This window comes from Bradyrhizobium sp. SZCCHNRI3043 (genome assembly GCF_032377735.1).
Taxonomy (GTDB): domain Bacteria; phylum Pseudomonadota; class Alphaproteobacteria; order Rhizobiales; family Xanthobacteraceae; genus Bradyrhizobium.
On record NZ_JAUHID010000008.1, the window covers coordinates 175,677 to 193,626 of the forward strand.

Sequence of the window (17,950 nt, forward strand, 5' to 3'; positions counted from 1 at the left end):
TCGCTCCTGGTCACATCCGCGAGGAGGAGGAAGAAACGGATGTGTCCGGTGTCGCGCCGGGCCTCACGACGCCGGCATCAGCACGGTGTCGACCACGTGGATGACGCCGTTCGACTGGTTGACGTTCGGGATCGTCACCATCGAAGTGCCGCCCTTGGCGTCGACGATCATGACGTTCCTGCCCTCGCGCTTGACGGTGAGCTGCTCCCCCTCGACCGTCTTCAGCATCTGGCCGTCCTTCAGGTCGGACGCCTCGAGCTTGCCGGGCACGACGTGGTAGGTGAGGATCTTGGTCAGCGTCGCCTTGTTCTCCGGCTTGACGAGGCTGTCGACGGTGCCGGCCGGCAGCTTGCCGAAGGCGGTGTTGGTCGGCGCGAACACCGTGAACGGTCCCTTGCCTTCCAGGGTCGGCACCAGGCCGGCGGCCTTCACCGCGGCGACCAGCGTCGTATGATCCTTCGAGTTGACCGCGTTCTGCACGATGTTCTTCGACGGATACATCGCCGCGCCTCCGACCATCACGGTCTTCTCCTCGGCGCTGGCGGGCGCGACGAAGGTCGAGGTCAGCGACAGCGCGCTGAAGGCGGCGGCAGCGAGAAAGGCAATGCGCTTGGACATGGGTAGCTCCCTATGAAAGGCGGCGGCAGAGCCGCGTGATAAGTTCGACTGCGACACCGATGCTGATCTTGAGCGGATGCGCTCTTGCGTCGTGTCAGGCCGAGCTACGCCGCGTTCGGAAGCGAGTTTCGGCGCATAATTTAACGTGATCCGTGAAACCTGCGGCGATCGAGATCGTCTCACCGACTCATTGAACGAGAGCCGCGCCGCAATGTCGCAGCCTGCTGCGAACTGATCACTCCACATCGGTCATTGGCCGACGTCGATGCGCGATCGCCAGCGCCATTAACTACGATGCGAGCCGAGGCCGGCCGAACCTGCCGAAAACATTGCGAGTAAGACTTTCTTAAGGTTGATTGGTCGGCACGGTGCCGGCTGCGGGAAGGGGATGTCCCGCACTGTCCGGCGCGATCGGCGGGGGTTTCCTACAGTGAACAGAACGATCTGGATTGCGGGGTTCTGCCTCGTGATAATCTGCTGCTTGCTTGCAACGAAGATGGTGCTTGCCGCGGTATCGCCCGGCGACATCGCGGGCGAAGCGACGTCGTCGCTGATCCGCGAGCCGATTCCCGGCGTTGATACGTTGAACGAGTCCGATCGCAGTTTCGAAACACCGCCGCTCGATCTCAACGAAGGCGCGCGCCTGCCGCTGCTCTCGAGGGCCGTGCGCGCGGAGGGACGTGGTGCGTCGGCTGCCCGCCGCGCCAAGCCGGCCAGCAAGTCGGCCGTGCTGCGGCCGGCCAAGCGCGAGGCCACGACGGTGAAGAGTGCGGCGGTGCCGTGCCGGCAGCTCGATCCGATCGCCCGCTTCCTTGCATCGGCCAAGATCGGGACGCGCTGCCAGGCTTGATCGTTAGCTGCGTCAGGCCGAGACGGCCGTCACCACTTGCGCCAGCAATTGCTCGCGCCGCGTCTGCGAGCGCTGGCCCTTCATGGTGGCGGCGAAGCGTTCGAGAATGCCGTCCTCGAACGCCGTGACGATGGTGTCGTGCACATAGCTGCGGCGGCAGATCGCCGGCGTGTTGGTGAGCTCGTCGGCGGCGGCGCGGATCGCTTCCAGGATCTGCTTCTTGCGGCCGCGCGCGCTCGCCGCCGGCGTGATCCGCGACAAGGTCTCCAGCGCGACGGCGGAGGCCATCAGCGTGCGGAAATCCTTCAGCGAGATCTTGATGCCGGCGATCTCGCGCAGGAAGGCATTGACCTGCGTGGTCGAGACCGCACGCACGACGCCCTGCGCGTCGCGATACTGGAACATGCGCCGGCCGGGCACGCCGCGCAGGATGCCGACGGCCCGCACCAACTTGGCGGCGTCACATTCCTTGCGCACGGCCTTGCCGCCCTTGGCCTTGAAGGTGAGCACCAGGCTGTCGTCCTCGAGCGCGACGTTCGACTTCAAGAGCGTGGTGGCGCCGCGGGTGCCGTTCAGCCGCGCATAGGATTCGTTGCCGGGGCGGATTGCCGTGCGCGCGATCAGCTCGATGACAGCAGCGAGCGCGAACTCGCGCGTCGGCTCGTCGCCGGCGAGATGTTTCGACACCGCGCGACGGATGCGCGGCAGCGCGCCGACGAGCTTGGCGAGGCGATGCGCCTTGCGATGCTCGCGCACCTTCTCCCAGTCGGCGTGATAGCGGTATTGCAGCCGGCCGGCAGCGTCGACGCCGACCGCCTGCAGGTGCAGGCTCGGGTCGGGGGCGTAGCGTACCTCGCGATAGGCCGGCGGCACCGCCATGGCGTGCAGGCGGCGGATCGTGCCGGCGTGGCGGATCGGGGTGCCATTGGCGCGGATGAAGGTATAGCTCTTGCCGCGCTTGATGCGGCGGATGGTCAGCTCGGCCTGGTCACCGAGCTTCAGCCCGATGCGCTTGGCGAGCTCCTCGACCGAGGTCTTGGCATTGCCCTGGGCGTCGGCGGTCTTGGCGTGGGCCAGATCCTTCAAGGTCAGCTTGCGGCGCGGCGGCTTGGACGGCCACTGGCCCAGCGCTTTCGCGAGCGCGACCTCGGCGTCGGCCGGGCCGACCCGCGGGCTCTCGAAATTCTGCTGGTCCATCATTGCTTTAGACGCCCTGCCGTCGTGTTGATCCGCTCAATGCCCCGGAGTCCGGTTTGGTTCCGGCCCAGTTATCCACAGCTTCAAGGCGATTTAGGGCGTGATGGGCCGGATAGCGAGTCCCTAATTTTGGGCAAAGCGGTTTCAAAATACCGGGCAGCGACCCGATTCTGGGTAACCTTGATGCTGCTGATTGTCGCGACCTCTGCCGCGCGGCCGGCTGCCGCAACCTCCGCGCACAATTCTTTGATCCTGCGCAGACCGGGTCCCCGCCGAAGGTTCTACTTGTCTTGCCTTGTCGCCGCCGGTTACGCGGACGCATAGTGGGAACAACGACGGCCTGCGCTGGACCACGGCGGGCCGCATGTGGAGGGTGTGAAATGTCCGAGAAGATCTACGACGTTCCGGCCGAATGGGCGAAACGCGCCTTTGTCGACGACGCGAAGTACCAGGAGATGTACGCGCGCTCGATCAAGGATCCCAACGGCTTCTGGGCCGAGCAGGCCAGGCGCGTCGACTGGGTCAAGGCGCCGACGAAGATCGAGAACGTCTCCTTCGCCCCCGGCAACATCTCGATCAAATGGTTCGAGGACGGCGTCCTCAACGCCGCCTACAACTGCGTCGACCGTCACCTCGCCACCCGCGGCGACCAGACCGCAATCATCTGGGAGGGCGACGACCCCTCGCAATCCAAGCACATCACCTATCGCGAGCTGCACGACGAGGTGTGCAGGATGGCCAACATCCTGCGCAACCGCAACGTCAAGAAGGGCGATCGCGTCACCATCTATCTGCCGATGATTCCGGAAGCCGCCTATGCAATGCTGGCCTGCGCCCGCATCGGCGCCATCCACTCGGTGGTGTTCGCCGGGTTCTCGCCGGACTCGCTTGCCCAGCGCATCAAGGACTGCGATTCCAAGATCATCATCACCGCCGACGAGGGCCTGCGCGGCGGTCGCAAGGTGCCGCTCAAGGCCAATGTCGATGCCGCGCTGAACAAGGTCGACAATGTCGACTGGGTCGTCGTGGTCAAGCGCACCGGCGGCAAGGTCGAGATGAACCCGAGCCGCGACCTCTGGTACCACGAGGCCGCGGAGATGGTGACCACCGAATGCCCGTGCGAGCCGATGCATGCGGAGGATCCGCTGTTCATCCTCTACACCTCGGGCTCGACCGGCCAGCCCAAGGGCGTGCTGCACACCACCGGCGGCTATCTCGTCTACGCCGCGATGACGCATCAATACGTGTTCGACTATCACGACGGCGACGTCTACTGGTGCACCGCCGACGTCGGCTGGGTCACCGGCCACAGCTACATCCTCTATGGGCCGCTGGCCAATGGCGCGATCACGCTGATGTTCGAAGGCGTGCCGAACTATCCGGACAATTCGCGGTTCTGGAACGTCATCGACAAGCACAAGGTCAACATCTTCTACACCGCGCCGACCGCGATCCGCGCCCTGATGCAGGGCGGCGACGCGCCGGTCAAGAAGACCTCGCGCGCGTCTCTGCGCCTGCTCGGCTCGGTCGGCGAGCCGATCAATCCTGAAGCCTGGGAGTGGTATCACCGCGTCGTCGGCGACGACCGCTGCCCGATCGTCGACACCTGGTGGCAGACCGAGACCGGCGGCATCCTGATCACGCCGCTGCCGGGCGCGACCAAATTGAAGCCGGGTTCGGCGACGCGGCCGTTCTTCGGCGTCGTGCCGGAGATCGTCGATGCCGACGGCAAGCCGCTGGAGGGCGCGACCGAAGGCAATCTCTGCCTCACTCGCTCCTGGCCGGGCCAGATGCGCACCGTCTATGGCGACCATGCCCGGTTCGAGATGACCTACTTCTCGACCTACAAGGGCAAGTACTTCACCGGCGACGGCTGCCGCCGCGACGCCGACGGCTACTATTGGATCACCGGCCGCGTCGACGACGTCATCAACGTCTCCGGCCACCGCATGGGCACCGCCGAGGTGGAGAGCGCGCTGGTCGCCCACGCCAAGGTCTCGGAAGCAGCCGTGGTCGGCTATCCCCACGACATCAAGGGCCAGGGCATCTACGCCTATGTCACCCTGATGGCCGGCGAGCAGCCGAGCGAGGAGTTGCGCAAGGAGCTCGTCGCCTGGGTGCGCAAGGAGATCGGCCCGATCGCCTCGCCCGACCAGATCCAGTTCGCCCCTGGCCTGCCCAAGACCCGCTCCGGCAAGATCATGCGCCGCATCCTGCGCAAGATTGCCGAGGACGAGCCGGGCGCACTGGGCGACACCTCGACCCTCGCCGATCCCGGCGTGGTCGACGACCTCGTGCAGCACCGTCAGAACCGCAAGGAGAAGCAGGCGTAGGCACGCCGTGCCCGGCGGGCGCGAGAGGCGCTCGCCGCATTCGTCAAGGCTCATCGCACTCCCGCGGCTGATTCCGCGGGAGTGTTGTTTTCAGGTCATTTACTTGCAGACGAAGTTTTTCTTTCCTCAAGCCATCCGCGTGCTCCCGGCCGGGGAGCAGGCGCCGCGGAACGGCCTGAGGGGATGGCAATGCGGACTGGGGCGGGCAGGCTGACAATGAAGGCGGCGATGGTGGCCGCGTCGGTGGTCGGAGCCATGGTCACGACGGCCGACTCTGCGTCGGCCCGTCCCGAGCTGGTCGCCATCGCCGGCGACTATTCGCCGGGCACGATCGTGGTGAGGACCGGCGAGCGGAAGCTCTATCTCGTGCTCGATGGCAGCCACGCCATGCGCTACACGGTCGGCGTCGGCAAGGCCGGCCGGCAATGGGCCGGCACCACCAAGATCGACGGCAAGTACAAATATCCGGCCTGGGCGCCTCCGGCCGACGTCAAGCGCGACAAGCCCAACATCCCCGACGTGATCCCCGGCGGCTCGCCGCAGAACCCGATGGGCGTCGCCGCCATGACGCTCGCGGGCGGCGAATATGCGATCCATGGCACCAACGTGCCGAACTCGGTCGGCGGCTACGTGTCCTACGGCTGCATCCGCATGCTCAACACCGACATCACCGATCTCTATGAGCGCGTATCGATCGGCACGACGGTGGTGGTGACGCGCTGAGTCACCGCTGCGATCCGGGAGCGCGGAGAACGCGGGACCGGCAAGCCCGGCGCCGAACAACGAAAGCCGCGCGCGGACATCCCGTCAGAAGTCCGAGATGATTCCCTTTTTCTCCCAGTCGCCGTAACGGGTCGGCTCCGGCCCTTTCGGCCCCTGCAACTCCGTCGGCATCGGCTTCGTCTGTTCTGCTGCCAGTCGGCGGCGTTCCTCAGCCTCGGCCAGCGCGCGCTGCGCGGCCGGCGTCAGCGGCTTGCGCGGATTGTCGTTGCTGGCGACCACCGACAATGCGGGCCTGGTCTCAGGCCCGCTCTTGGACTCACTCTTGGGCTCGTTACTCATCGTACCATTCCACCGTTGAACCGGATCGTTCCCGATATCATCAGATCGTGTGAGCGCACGCGATAAAACAGGTCTAAAAAATGCGGAGCCGATTCTTACATTTGGCATATTCCGGTGACAGAGGACCCGCAAGCTGATGGCATGCACCCGATCGTCGCGGAACTGCCTTTCTTCTTTCGCGAGTAATTCCCAGGCATGCCTCCGCCGCGTTTTGCGACCCCTTCCGAAGTCCCAGGCCTGGCGGCACGCCGCATCGCCGCCGACGTGGTTGACGGCGTGCTGCACAAGCATCGCACCCTCGACGATCAGCTCGACGGAACCGGCGCGCATCCCGGACTGAAGCATCTCGCCGACCGCGACCGCGCGCTGATGCGCCGGCTGGTCGCCACCACCCTGCGGCGGCTCGGAACGCTCGGCCACGTGCTGTCGCGGCTGTTGGATCGCGGCGTGCCGACCGACGCGCCGCGGGCGCAGAGCGCGCTCTTGATCGGCGCCGCCCAGATCCTGTGGATGGACGTCCCCGACCACGCCGCCGTCGACCTCTCCGTCCGCCTGGTCCAGGCCGACCGCCGCGCCGCGAAATATGCCGGGCTCGTCAACGCGGTGCTGCGGCGCTGCGCGCGCGAGGGCGCGGGCCTGCTCGACGATGCCACCGGCCAGCCGCTCGACATCGCGCCCTGGCTGCTCAAGCGCTGGATCGATCATTACGGCGAAGCGACCGCAAAGGACATCGCCGCGGCGCTCGGCCAGGAGCCGTCGCTCGACCTGACAGTGAAGTCGGACCCGGCGCAATGGGCGTCGCGGCTGCATGGTGAGGTGCTGCCGACCGGCACCGTGCGCACCGTGCTGCATGGTTCGGTGACAATCCTGCCGGGCTTCGCCGAGGGACAATGGTGGGTGCAGGACGCCGCCGCCGCCCTGCCGGCACGGCTGCTCGGCGACGTCGGCGGCAAGACCGTCGCCGATCTGTGCGCGGCGCCGGGCGGCAAGACGGCCCAGCTCGCCCATGGCGGCGCCCGCGTCACCGCGGTCGACCGGTCGCCGGCCCGGATGAACCGGCTGAAGGACAACATGACCCGGCTGCAGCTCACGGTCGAGACGGTCGTGGCCGATGCCGCCGAATGGCAGCCTGCCGAAAGCGGCGGCTTCGACGGCCTGCTGCTCGATGCCCCCTGCACCTCGACCGGCACCATTCGGCGCCATCCCGATGTGGGCTGGTTGCGCAGCGAGGCTGACATCACCGCCCTGTCCGCACTCCAGGCGCGGCTGCTGACCCGAGCGAGCGGCCTGCTCAAGCCGGGCGGAACCCTGGTCTACTGTACCTGTTCGCTGGAGCCCGAGGAGGGCGAGCAGGTGGTCGAGCGCGTGCTGGCCGAAACCACCGAGCTGCGCCGCATCCCCGTTACCCCTGGCGAGGTGGCAGGACTGGCCGAGCTGGTCACGCCGGCCGGCGACCTGCGCACTCTGCCCTGCCATTTGCCGCACCAGGACCCCCGGCTTGGCGGTCTCGACGGATTTTATGCGGCGAGACTGGAGCGGCGGCCGTGAGCGTGTCATCGTGCGCGCCGTGCGCCGGCCCTGCGTCGGTCGCGGGTTGAGGGCGTCGGCGTTGCGTTAGTCCGTTAAATCCTGATTTTGCACCAGATTCTGGTCCCGCGATGGTGCTGCACCGGGGCCAAAAATGGTGTATCGGCGGCAGTTGCGATCTATGAAGGATGCGCAACCGAATCCCCCTCTGAATCCAAGGCTTGGCGTGTCCGCCGCTCAACGCAGACGCATATCGACGCTGGTGATGGGCCGCTTTGCGCGCAGCCTGATGTCCAACGTCAGCGGTGTATCGGTATCCGTGTCCGGCTTGTGGCCCGGACGGGCGGACCGACTCATCATTGCGCCGCATGACCTGCGCACTTCGGACGCGACGCGGGCCGCCGAGATCTATGCCGGCCGCTTCGTCTTCGCCGGCAAGATCGTGACCTGCCATGGCCGCTCGATCTTCGACCTGGAGCCGCCATCGGAGGATTGGGAGGTCGCCCTGCTCGGCTTCGGCTGGCTGCGACATCTGCGCGCAGCCGACACCGCGCTGACCCGCGCCAACGCCCGTGCCCTGGTCGACGACTGGATCACCAACCAGATCGGCCGCCATCCGCTGAGCCGGCGCGCCGACGTGCTGGCTCGGCGGGTGATCTCGCTGCTGTCGCAGGCGCCGCTGGTGCTGGCCGATTCCGACGGCAAGTTCTACCGCCGCTATCTTCGGGGGCTGACCCGCGAGATCCGCTATCTGCGCTATTCGACCATCGACATCCCGGATGGCGCGCCGCGGCTGCAGGTGCTGATCGCACTGTGTTACGCGGCGCTGTGCCTCGCCAACCAGGCCAAGCACATCCGCAGCGCGACCCGAAAACTCTCCGACGAATTGCAGCGGCAGATCCTGCCCGATGGCGGCCACGTGTCGCGCAATCCGGGCGCGCTGATCGAGCTGCTGATCGACCTGCTGCCGCTGCGGCAGACGTTTGCGGCCCGCAACATCGCCCCGCCGCCGGCGCTGCTCAACGCCATCGACCGCATGATGCCGATGCTGCGCTTCTTCCGGCACGGCGACGGCAACATGGCGCTGTTCAATGGCATGGGCGGCACCCCGTCCGACCTGCTGGCGACCCTGCTCGCCTATGACGACACCCACGGCACGCCGATGGCGAGCATGCCGCATTCCGGTTTCCAGCGGCTCGACGCCGGACCGATGACGGTGATCGTCGACACCGGTGCGCCGCCGCCGCCGCATCTGAGCCATGAGGCCCATGCCGGCTGTCTCGCCTTCGAGATGTCCTCCGGACCGTGCCGCATCGTGATCAATTGCGGCATGCCGTCCACCGGCCGCGACAATTGGCGCGCCTTCGCGCGCAGCACGGTGGCGCATTCGACGCTGACCTATCACAACACCTCGTCCTGCACCTTCGTCGAGATGTCGGCGATGAAGCGCCTGCTGCATGGCGCGCCGATCGTGTCGGGTCCGACGCGGGTCGAGAACTTCCGCGAGGTCGTGCCTGACGGCACCGTGCTATCGACCTCGCACAATGGCTACGCGGCGAAGTTCGGCCTCGTCCACCGCCGCGTGCTGGTGGCGGCCGAGGACGGCTCCCGGCTCGACGGCGAGGATACCGTGACGCCGGCGCAGGGCGCCCGTCTTCGCGGCGGCGGCTCGGACTACGCGCTGCGCTTCCACCTGCATCCGGCCGTCAAGGCCAGCCGGCTCAGCGACGGCCGCGGCGCCATGCTGGTGCTGCCTAATCGCGAGGTCTGGACGTTCGAGACGTTCGACGATCGCGTCGATCTCGAGGACAGCGTGTTTCTCGCCGGCAATGACGGTCCGCGCCGCACCACGCAACTGGTGATCCGGCAGGACGCGCAGCAAGCCCCATCGATCCGCTGGAGCTTCGTGCGCTCGTCGGCGTCGCCGACCGAGACCAACGGACGCCGCAATGCTCGGAGAGAGCCGGAATTGCCGCTGTAACGCTTCTCACATCATCTCACATCACCGTTCGTCGAGCCGTCCGCCTTCGGCGGGCCCTCGGGACGCGGCCGATGTTCGGGCAAGACCGTGCACCCTCATGGTGAGCCGTGAGGCCAGGATGATCGTTTGATCGCCCACCCGTTGTCGCGGGCGGCAAAAGCTGATATGAGGCCCGCTCTCGTGCGACTGGCGACTTTGGATGGAGCACCATCGGGGAGCGCGGGATTGACCGCCGTGCGCCTGGGCAAATTGAACTCCTGCACAAGGACTCTGCCCATGACCAATCAGCTTCGTCGCGTTCACCGTGCCCTGTTATCCGTTTCCGACAAGACCGGTCTGGTCGAGTTCGCGCGCGCGCTTGCGGCGCGCGGTGTCGAGCTCGTATCGACCGGCGGCACCGCCAGGGCGATTTCCGAGGCCGGCCTGAAGGTCAAGGACGTCTCCGACCTCACCGGCTTTCCGGAGATGATGGACGGCCGCGTCAAGACCCTGCACCCCAAGGTGCATGGCGGCCTGCTCGCGATCCGCGGCAATGATGAGCATGCGGCGGCGATGAAGAGCCACGACATCGCGCCGATCGACCTGCTCGTCGTCAACCTCTACCCGTTCGAGGCCACGGTCGAACGCGGCGCCCCGTTCAACGACTGCATCGAGAACATCGACATCGGCGGCCCGGCGATGATCCGCGCGGCGTCGAAGAACCACGAGGACGTCGCCGTCGTCGTCGACGTCAACGACTATCACGCCGTGCTCGACGACCTCACGCGGCATGACGGCTCGACCACGCTGCTGCTGCGCCGCCGGCTTGCCGCCAAGGCCTATGCGCGCACTGCCGCCTATGACGCCGCGATCTCCAACTGGTTCGCCGCCACCATCCAGAACGACGCGCCCGATTACCGCGCCTTCGGCGGCAAGCTGATCCAGTCGCTGCGCTATGGCGAGAACCCGCATCAGCATGCGGCATTCTACGCGCTTCCCGGCCGCCGTCCGGGCGTCGCCACCGCACGCCAGCTCCAAGGCAAGGAGCTGTCCTACAACAACATCAACGACACCGACGCAGCCTATGAGTGCATCGCCGAGTTCGACCCGGCGCGCACCGCCGCGTGTGTCATCGTCAAGCACGCCAATCCCTGCGGCGTCGCCGAAGGTCCCGACCTCGTCACTGCCTACCAGAAGGCCCTGGCGTGCGATTCAACCTCGGCGTTCGGCGGCATCATCGCGATGAACCGCAAGCTCGACGCTGCCACCGCGCGTGCCATCACCGGCATCTTCACCGAGGTGATCATCGCGCCCGACGCGACCGAGGAGGCGATCTCCATCATCGCCGGCCGCAAGAACCTGCGGCTGCTGCTCGCCGGCGCCCTGCCCGATCCGCGCGAGGCCGGCCTGACCGCGAAGACGGTGTCCGGCGGACTTCTGGTGCAGAGCCGCGACAATGCCGTCGTCGACGACATGGATCTGAAGGTCGTCACCAAGCGCGCGCCGACCGAGGCCGAGCTGCGCGACCTGCGCTTCGCCTTCCGTGTCGCCAAGCACGTGAAGTCGAACACGATCGTCTACGCCAAGGATTCGGCGACCGTCGGCATCGGCGCGGGGCAGATGAGCCGGGTCGATTCGGCGCGCATCGCCGCCCGCAAGGCGCTGGATGCGGCGAGCGCGCTCAAGCTCGCCGAGCCGCTGACCAAGGGATCGGTGGTCGCCTCCGACGCGTTCTTCCCGTTCGCCGACGGCATGCTCGCTTGCATCGAAGCCGGCGCCACCGCGGTCATTCAGCCCGGCGGCTCGGTGAAGGACGACGAGGTCATCAAGGCGGCTGACGAGCACGGCATCGCCATGGTGCTGACCGGCGTCCGGCACTTCCGGCACTGATTGCGCCCACAATCTCCGCCGTCATTCCGGGATGCGCCGCAAGGCGCAGGCCCGGAATCCATAACCACGATCGTGAGTATGGATTCCGGGCTCGCCCTGCGGGCGCCCCGGAATGACGGCGGAGCAAGTTTCAGGCGCCCTGCCCCGCACGACCACCTGAATTCACCCGCGCCAGCAACAGCAATCCCGTCGCAAAGAACGGCACCAGCACGGCCATGCCCGCCTTCTGGCTTGCGGTGGCCGCGGTGATGGTGCCGATCAGCAGCGGGCCGATGAACGACGTGACCTTGCCGGTGAGCGCGAACAGACCGAAATATTGCGCCACGCGCTCCTTCGGCACCATCCGGATCAGCAGCGAGCGCGAGGCCGCCTGCAGCGGCGCGCCGCAGGCGCCGATGATGCAGCCGAGCAGCAGGTAGGCGCGCTCCGGCAGCGAGGCGAACAGCGGGCCGCCGGGCACCGCCGGCGTGACCGCAATCAACAGAACCGAATCACGGCTCACCATGAGAATCGCGATGATCGCGAGCAGCAGCAAGGTCATGCTGCCGGCGATCACGCGCTTTGGCCCCAGGAAATCATCCAGCTTGCCGCCGAGCCAGCCGCCGAACGTGCCGGCAGCGGCGAGGATGATGCCGAAGGTGCCGATCTGGATCGTGTTCCAGCCGAACGTGCCGGCGGCATAGATGCCGCCGAAGGCGAACAGCGAGACGAGGCCATCGGTGTAGATCATGTTGGCGAGGAGAAAGAACGCAACGTCACGTTGCTGCGGCAGGCTGCGCAATGTCTCCTTCAACTGACCGATGCCTTCGCGCACGGCCGCGCCCAACCGGTGCCGCGCCGGAAAGTCCGGCGTGAACAGGAACATCGGCAGCACGAACACGATGAACCAGAGCCCGGTGAGCGGACCGGAGATGCGGTCGCCTTCATGGCTCACGGGATCGAGCCCGAACAGCGGCTTGAATCCAAACAGCGTGCGGCCGCTATCGGGATTGGCGGCGAGAAAGCCGAGCACGATGACGAGCGAGAGAATGCCGCCGACATAGCCGGTGGCCCATCCGGTGCCGGACAGCCGGCCGATGCGTTCCGGCGGCACCAAGGTCGGCATCATCGCGTTGTTGAACACCGTGGCGAACTCGACGCCAATGGTGGCGATCACATAGACCGCGAGCAGCGGCGGGATCAGCTCCGGCGCGCCGGGACGCCCGATCCACATCAGCGAGGCGCCGATCACCAGCATCGCGCCGAACGCCGCGATCCATGGCTTGCGGCGGCCGGTGGCATCGGCGATGGCGCCGAACACCGGTGACAGCAGCGCGATGACGATGCCGGCCGCGGCGGTCGCAAAGCCCCACAGCGCCTGGCCGCTCGCCGCGTCCGGCGCGACATGCGCCGCGAAATAGGGCGCGAAGACGAAGGTCGTGATCAGCGTGAAATAGGGCTGCGCCGCCCAATCGAAGAAGATCCAGCTGACGACGGCCGCGCGCCCGGGATAGATTCGGCCGTCGGCAGTGCCAGAGGTCTCGATCGTGGTGACGGCCATTCGAAGATCCTTTGCGATCACGGCGTCGCATCCTGCGACGATCACGGTGTCGCGTTTTACGCCGGCGACGCGGCCCTATAACATCTGACGATCCCAGGCGGATGTCAGCAACGGCGGAATTGCGATGACCACGTTCACGATTGATCGACGACGGCTCCTTGCGGGTTTCATGCTGTTGCTGGCCGGCTGCCTGCCGGCGCGGGCGCTGGATTCGCAAGCCATCGACATCCCGCAGCCACCCGGTGTCGCCGCGCCGGCGCAGCCGCCCGCGCATGGCATGGTGGTGGCACAGGAGAGGATCGCAGCCGAAGTCGGCCAGCGCATCCTCGCGCTCGGCGGCAACGCAGTCGATGCCGCCGTTGCCACCGGCTTTGCGATGGCGGTCACCTATCCCGTTGCCGGCAACATCGGCGGCGGCGGCTTCATGGTCATTCACATCGCCAGGACCAACGAGGACGTGGCGATCGACTATCGCGAGACCGGCCCCGCTGCCATCACGCGCGACATCTTCCTCGGCGCCGATGGCAAGCCCGACAATGCCAAGTCGCGCGACTCCGCACTGTCGATCGGCGTGCCCGGATCGGTCGCAGGTCTCGCGCTGGCGCTGGAGAAATACGGCTCGGGCAAATTCACGCTGGCGCAGTTGCTGCATCCGGCGATCGTGCTGGCGCGCGACGGCATCCCGGTCACCGACGACGTTGCCGTCACCCTGCCGATGATGGCGCCGCGGCTGGCCAAATGGAAATCGTCGGCCGCGATCTTCATTCGTCCCGACGGCACGGTGCTGAGGGAAGGAGACCGGCTGATCCAGCGCGATCTGGCGGCGACGCTCACCGCCATTGCCGAGCAGGGCCCGCGCGGATTTTATGAAGGGCCGGTCGCCGACCAACTCGCCAAGGCGATCCAGGATGCCGGCGGCATCATGACAGCGGACGATCTCAAATCCTACCAGCCGGTGCTGCGCACGCCGGTGCGCGGCACCTATCGCGGCTATGACATCGTGTCGATGCCGCTGCCGTCGTCGGGCGGCACCGTGCTGGTCGAGATGCTGAACATCCTCGAAGGCTTTCCGCTCGCTGAGCTGAAGCAGGGCTCGCCCGCGTCGCTGCATCTGCTGATCGAGGCAATGAAGCGTGCCTATGCCGATCGTGCGCGCTATCTCGGCGACCCCGCCTTCGTCGACGCGCCGGTGCGCGCGATGTTGTCGAAGGACTATGCCGCGCGCCAGCGCGCCGGGATCGATCCCGCGCACGCCACCAGCGCCGGCGACGTGCTCAACACCACGCCGCTGCGGGAGGGCAGCAACACCACGCATTTCTCGGTCGTCGACAATGACGGCAATGCCGTCAGCAACACCTACACGCTGAACTTCCCCTATGGCGTCGGCCTCGTCGCCGAGGGCACCGGCGTGCTGCTCAACAACGAGCTCGACGATTTCACCGCCGCGCCCGGCGCCTCCAACGCCTTCGGCCTGGTCGGCTTCGAAGCCAATCTGCCCGGCCCCGGCAAGCGGCCGCTGTCGTCGATGTCGCCGACCATCGTGCTGAAGGACGGCAAGCCCGTGCTCGTCACGGGCTCCCCGGGCGGCAGCCGCATCATCTCGACCGTGCTGCAGGTGACCGTCAACGTGCTCGACTATCGGATGGACGTCCGACAGGCCGTCACCGCGCCTCGCCTGCATCACCAATGGATGCCCGACGAGGTCCGAATCGAGAAGGGTTTTGCCGATGACGTGCTCGCCGGTCTACGCGCCCGAGGTCACAAGATCGAGGAGCCGATGGGACGGACCTCGGCCAACTCCATCCTGGTGACGTCCGATGGATTCGTCGGCGCGCCGGATCCGCGCAGCAAGGGCGCCACCGCAGCCGGGCGCTGAGGCGCCGGTTCCCAGGCGATGTCGGACATCGTGGCCCCGGATGACGATTTGCCGCCGCCCGGCGGGGCCCTTCATCCGCTTCCCTCCGTTGGCGTGGTGACCGAGGCGCGTTAGAAGTATACCAGGGCGCAGCGAGGCTCGCCCGCGAGACGGTGTCGGACGTTCTGGTGCATTTGCGAAGATTCGTGGTCGGTCTGCTGGTATTTGCGGCCCTGCTGGTGGCGGGATGGCTCACCTATCGGCCTGACCGGGCGCTGCGCGTCGCGACCAGCGCGGTCGCCGAGATGATCTGCGCCAAGACCTACGTCTCCGGCCTCGATCCGCAAACGGTGTTTGCGGAGACCATGGAACGGCCCGGTCTGCGCCGGTTGCGGGCCGTGATGCGCTACCGGGTGGAGCCCGACATGCGCCTGGTCGAGGCGTCGCTGCTCGGCCTGCACGCCACCCGCGCCTCGTTTCACGACGGCCTCGGTTGCGTGACGCTCCAGGGCCAGAAGCCGCCTTACCTGCCGCACACCGACGTCGCTGCGCTGCGTGCTGCGGGGCCTGCTCCCGCCCTGCCCGACTTCGCGCAAAACACGGCGGTGGAGCCCAGCGATCCCGCGCTGAAGGCGGCGCTGGATCACGCCTTCGAGGAGCCGGCCAACCCGCCGTTCCGCCGCACCAAGGCGGTCGTCGTCGTCAAGGATGGTCACCTGATCGCAGAGCGCTATGCGCCGAGCATCGGCGTCGATACGCCACTTGTGGGCTTCTCGATGACCAAGACGGTCACCAATGCGCTGCTGGGCATCCTCACCCGGCAGGGCAAGCTGAGCCCGTCGATCCCGGCGCCGGTCGCGGAGTGGCGCGAGGCCAGAGATCCGCGCCACGACATCACGATCGAGCAGTTGATGCGCATGACATCAGGCCTGGCGCTGGACGAGACCAATTCCGGCTTCGATCCGTCGAGCCAGATGGACATCCACCGCGACATGGCGGCGTTCGCGGTGCATGCGCCGTTGATCGCGCCGCCCGGCCAGCGCTGGGCCTATTCGAGCGCGAGCACCCAGATCCTGGCGCGCATCATCCGCGACGCCGCCGGGGGACCGGAGCAGACCATCGAGCTGGCCTGGCGCGAGCTGTTCAACCCGCTCGGCATGCGCAGCGCGACGCTGCAATACGATGGGAGCGGGACCGTTCAGGGCTACGGCAACATGCTGGCGAGCGCGCGCGACTGGGCGAAGCTCGGACTGCTCTATCTCGGCGACGGCGTCGTCGGCGACCGGCGCATTCTCCCGGAAGGCTGGGTCGCGATGTCGGCAACTGCGACGCTGGACACCGACTACGGCGCCGGGCTGTGGACCAACCGCAGCCAGCATTTTCACGCGCAGGGACGTGCCCGCGCGGGAATTCCACCGGACGCGTTCTTCGCCTTCGGCCTGCTCGGCCAGCGGTTGGTGATCATGCCGAGCCAGCGCATGGTCGTGGTCCGGCTCGGCGATTCCGTGGATCCGAACGGCGACATCAAGGGCGTCGCCCGGCTGGTGCGCGAGGTGATTGCGGCGACCGCGGCGCCGGCGACGGCCGCCAAATAGCGCTCAGCGGCCGACCTCGTAGGGCCCGCCCTTCTCCAGCGCGATCTTGTAGGCAGGCCGCGCCTCGATGCGCGCGAGGAAATCCATCGCCCGCGGATGGCCCTGCTCCAGGCCGCCGCGCGATGCCGCCGCCTGCAGCGGGAAGCTCATCTGGATGTCGGCCGCGGTGAACGAATCGCCGGCGAACCACTCGCTTTTCTGCAGCTCGCTTTCCCAGAACGCCATGTGTTGCTTCAGCTGCGGATTGACCAGCGTGCTCAAGGCCTGGTTCGACACCTTGCGCACGATCGGACGGAGCAGCGCCGGCGCGCGCTTCGGCATGATGTTGAACAGCAGCTTCAGCAGCAGCAGCGGCATCGCCGAGCCCTCGGCGTAATGCAGCCAATAGGAATAGCGCAGCCGCTCCGGTGTCTTCGGCGGCGGGATCAGGCGGCCATTGCCGTAGGTCTCGATCAGATATTCGACGATGGCACCGGACTCCGCGACGGTGTTGCCGTTGTCGGTGATGACAGGCGACTTGCCGAGCGGGTGGATGGCGCGCAGCTCCTTCGGCGCCCGCATGTCGGGCTGGCGCTCGTAGCGGATGATCTCATAGGGCACGCCGAGCTCCTCGAGCAACCAGAGCACGCGTTGCGAGCGGGAATTGTTGAGGTGGTGAACGGTCAGCATGGGGTTTCCAGGGACGGATCGGGTGGCGGGCGCCGTTCCGTAGCAGGACAGGAAGGGTTCGGCGAGGCGCCGGGATCCTCACCCCGGCATGAAATAATTACCCGGGTAATATTGACTTTAATTTCACCCGGGTCTTATTGGGGTGATCACATGGGACTGCCGATATGGACACCTTCACCGCATTTGCCGGCCAAACCCGGGTCGCCGCCGGGCCGCTGCCCAAGGTGGCACTGGTGCTGAAACACGCCGCGCCGGGCATCGAGCCGATCGTGATTTTCAGCGACCGCACCGGACAGCCGATCGACCTCGATCTGCGCGGCAGCGACCGGGAGATCCTGGCGCGCCTGCCGGTCGAAGCCGGCGCGGCCGCGAACCAAGGGCCGACCGAGCCGCGTGGCCGCGGCCGGCCGAAGCTCGGGGTCGTGGCCCGCGAGGTGACCTTGCTGCCGCAGCACTGGGACTGGCTGAACGCGCAGCCGGGCGGTGCCTCGGTCGCACTGCGCAAGCTGGTCCACGACGCCCGCCGTGCCAGCGGCGACACCGACCGCGCCCGTGAGGCACGCGATGCGGCCTATCATTTCATGTCCGGGATCGGCAGCAACCTGCCGCAGTTCGAGGAGGCGTCGCGGGCGCTGTTCGCCGGCGATCTCGGCCGCTTCGCCGCCTTGATCGCGGACTGGCCGGCCGACATCCGCGACCACGCCGTCGCGCTCGCGCACCGCCACCGCGCCGAGTGAGATCGGCTGATTTCAACGGCCAATGAGAGCGGCCGTTCGCGGCCGCTCTCATTCCAATTCCTCGCAACGCGACCGTACTCCGAATGAAGAGCGGTCGACGGAGAAACATGCCGTGTC

General features: G+C 67.1%; 14 protein-coding genes and 1 riboswitch. Of the genes, 9 read left to right on the top strand and 5 right to left on the bottom strand.

Translation table 11 applies throughout. The annotated features are described in order from the left end of the window. Nucleotides 1-63: 63 nt before the first annotated feature. Nucleotides 64-618: a fasciclin domain-containing protein gene (locus QX124_RS18470; RefSeq protein WP_315797904.1), complete on the bottom strand. Its 555-nt coding sequence runs from the start codon at nt 616-618 to the stop codon at nt 64-66. A gap of 481 nt (nt 619-1,099) precedes the next feature. Here QX124_RS18470 and QX124_RS18475 point away from each other — a divergent pair, with 481 nt between their 5' ends. Then, on the top strand, nt 1,100-1,468 hold the full coding sequence (locus QX124_RS18475) for a hypothetical protein (protein WP_315758731.1): 369 nt from the start codon (nt 1,100-1,102) through the stop codon (nt 1,466-1,468). Between the two features lie 12 nt (nt 1,469-1,480). Here the strand turns inward: QX124_RS18475 and QX124_RS18480 are convergent, their stop codons facing one another. Next, on the bottom strand, nt 1,481-2,668 hold the full coding sequence (locus QX124_RS18480) for a DNA topoisomerase IB (protein ID WP_315797905.1): 1,188 nt from the start codon (nt 2,666-2,668) through the stop codon (nt 1,481-1,483). Between the two features lie 377 nt (nt 2,669-3,045). Here QX124_RS18480 and acs point away from each other — a divergent pair, with 377 nt between their 5' ends. Both acs and QX124_RS18490 read left to right on the top strand, forming a co-directional pair. Next, a complete protein-coding gene (gene acs, locus QX124_RS18485; RefSeq protein WP_315797906.1) occupies nt 3,046-4,998 on the top strand; it encodes an acetate--CoA ligase in 1,953 nt (650 codons plus the stop codon). A gap of 216 nt (nt 4,999-5,214) precedes the next feature. Then, nucleotides 5,215-5,721: a L,D-transpeptidase gene (locus tag QX124_RS18490; RefSeq protein ID WP_409997711.1), complete on the top strand. Its 507-nt coding sequence runs from the start codon at nt 5,215-5,217 to the stop codon at nt 5,719-5,721. Nucleotides 5,722-5,805: 84 nt separating this feature from the next. Here QX124_RS18490 and QX124_RS18495 read toward each other — a convergent pair whose 3' ends face one another. Continuing rightward, nucleotides 5,806-6,060: a DUF1674 domain-containing protein gene (locus tag QX124_RS18495; protein ID WP_315740657.1), complete on the bottom strand. Its 255-nt coding sequence runs from the start codon at nt 6,058-6,060 to the stop codon at nt 5,806-5,808. Between the two features lie 195 nt (nt 6,061-6,255). Between QX124_RS18495 and QX124_RS18500 the strand changes: the two genes are divergently transcribed. The 3 genes from QX124_RS18500 (at nt 6,256) to purH (ending at nt 11,437) form a co-directional block, all read left to right on the top strand. Then, entirely contained in the window at nt 6,256-7,608 is a 1,353-nt protein-coding gene (locus QX124_RS18500; protein ID WP_315797907.1) for an RsmB/NOP family class I SAM-dependent RNA methyltransferase, read from the top strand. Nucleotides 7,609-7,852: 244 nt separating this feature from the next. Beyond that, the gene (locus QX124_RS18505; protein WP_315758723.1) at nt 7,853-9,568 is read left to right on the top strand and encodes a heparinase II/III family protein; all 1,716 of its coding nucleotides are present in this window, start codon (nt 7,853-7,855) and stop codon (nt 9,566-9,568) included. Between the two features lie 172 nt (nt 9,569-9,740). Further along, nucleotides 9,741-9,821: riboswitch (ZMP/ZTP riboswitch) on the top strand. Nucleotides 9,822-9,844: 23 nt separating this feature from the next. Then, nucleotides 9,845-11,437 (top strand): bifunctional phosphoribosylaminoimidazolecarboxamide formyltransferase/IMP cyclohydrolase, encoded by a 1,593-nt coding sequence (purH, locus tag QX124_RS18510; RefSeq protein WP_315740655.1) that lies wholly within the window; start codon nt 9,845-9,847, stop codon nt 11,435-11,437. 130 nt (nt 11,438-11,567) lie between these two features. Here the strand turns inward: purH and QX124_RS18515 are convergent, their stop codons facing one another. Further along, complete coding sequence (locus QX124_RS18515; RefSeq protein WP_315797908.1) at nt 11,568-12,977, bottom strand: MFS transporter; 1,410 nt, start codon at nt 12,975-12,977, stop codon at nt 11,568-11,570. Between the two features lie 169 nt (nt 12,978-13,146). On the opposite strand from QX124_RS18515, the gene ggt reads away from it, so the two are divergent. Both ggt and QX124_RS18525 read left to right on the top strand, forming a co-directional pair. Then, nucleotides 13,147-14,853: a gamma-glutamyltransferase gene (gene ggt, locus QX124_RS18520; protein WP_315740737.1), complete on the top strand. Its 1,707-nt coding sequence runs from the start codon at nt 13,147-13,149 to the stop codon at nt 14,851-14,853. A gap of 167 nt (nt 14,854-15,020) precedes the next feature. After that, on the top strand, nt 15,021-16,427 hold the full coding sequence (locus tag QX124_RS18525) for a serine hydrolase (RefSeq protein ID WP_315770597.1): 1,407 nt from the start codon (nt 15,021-15,023) through the stop codon (nt 16,425-16,427). A gap of 3 nt (nt 16,428-16,430) precedes the next feature. On the opposite strand, the gene QX124_RS18530 is transcribed toward QX124_RS18525, so the two are convergent. Then, a complete protein-coding gene (locus QX124_RS18530; RefSeq protein WP_315740652.1) occupies nt 16,431-17,096 on the bottom strand; it encodes a glutathione S-transferase in 666 nt (221 codons plus the stop codon). Nucleotides 17,097-17,260: 164 nt separating this feature from the next. Here QX124_RS18530 and QX124_RS18535 point away from each other — a divergent pair, with 164 nt between their 5' ends. Beyond that, nucleotides 17,261-17,833 (top strand): DUF2239 family protein, encoded by a 573-nt coding sequence (locus QX124_RS18535; RefSeq protein WP_315797909.1) that lies wholly within the window; start codon nt 17,261-17,263, stop codon nt 17,831-17,833. Nucleotides 17,834-17,950: the final 117 nt, after the last annotated feature.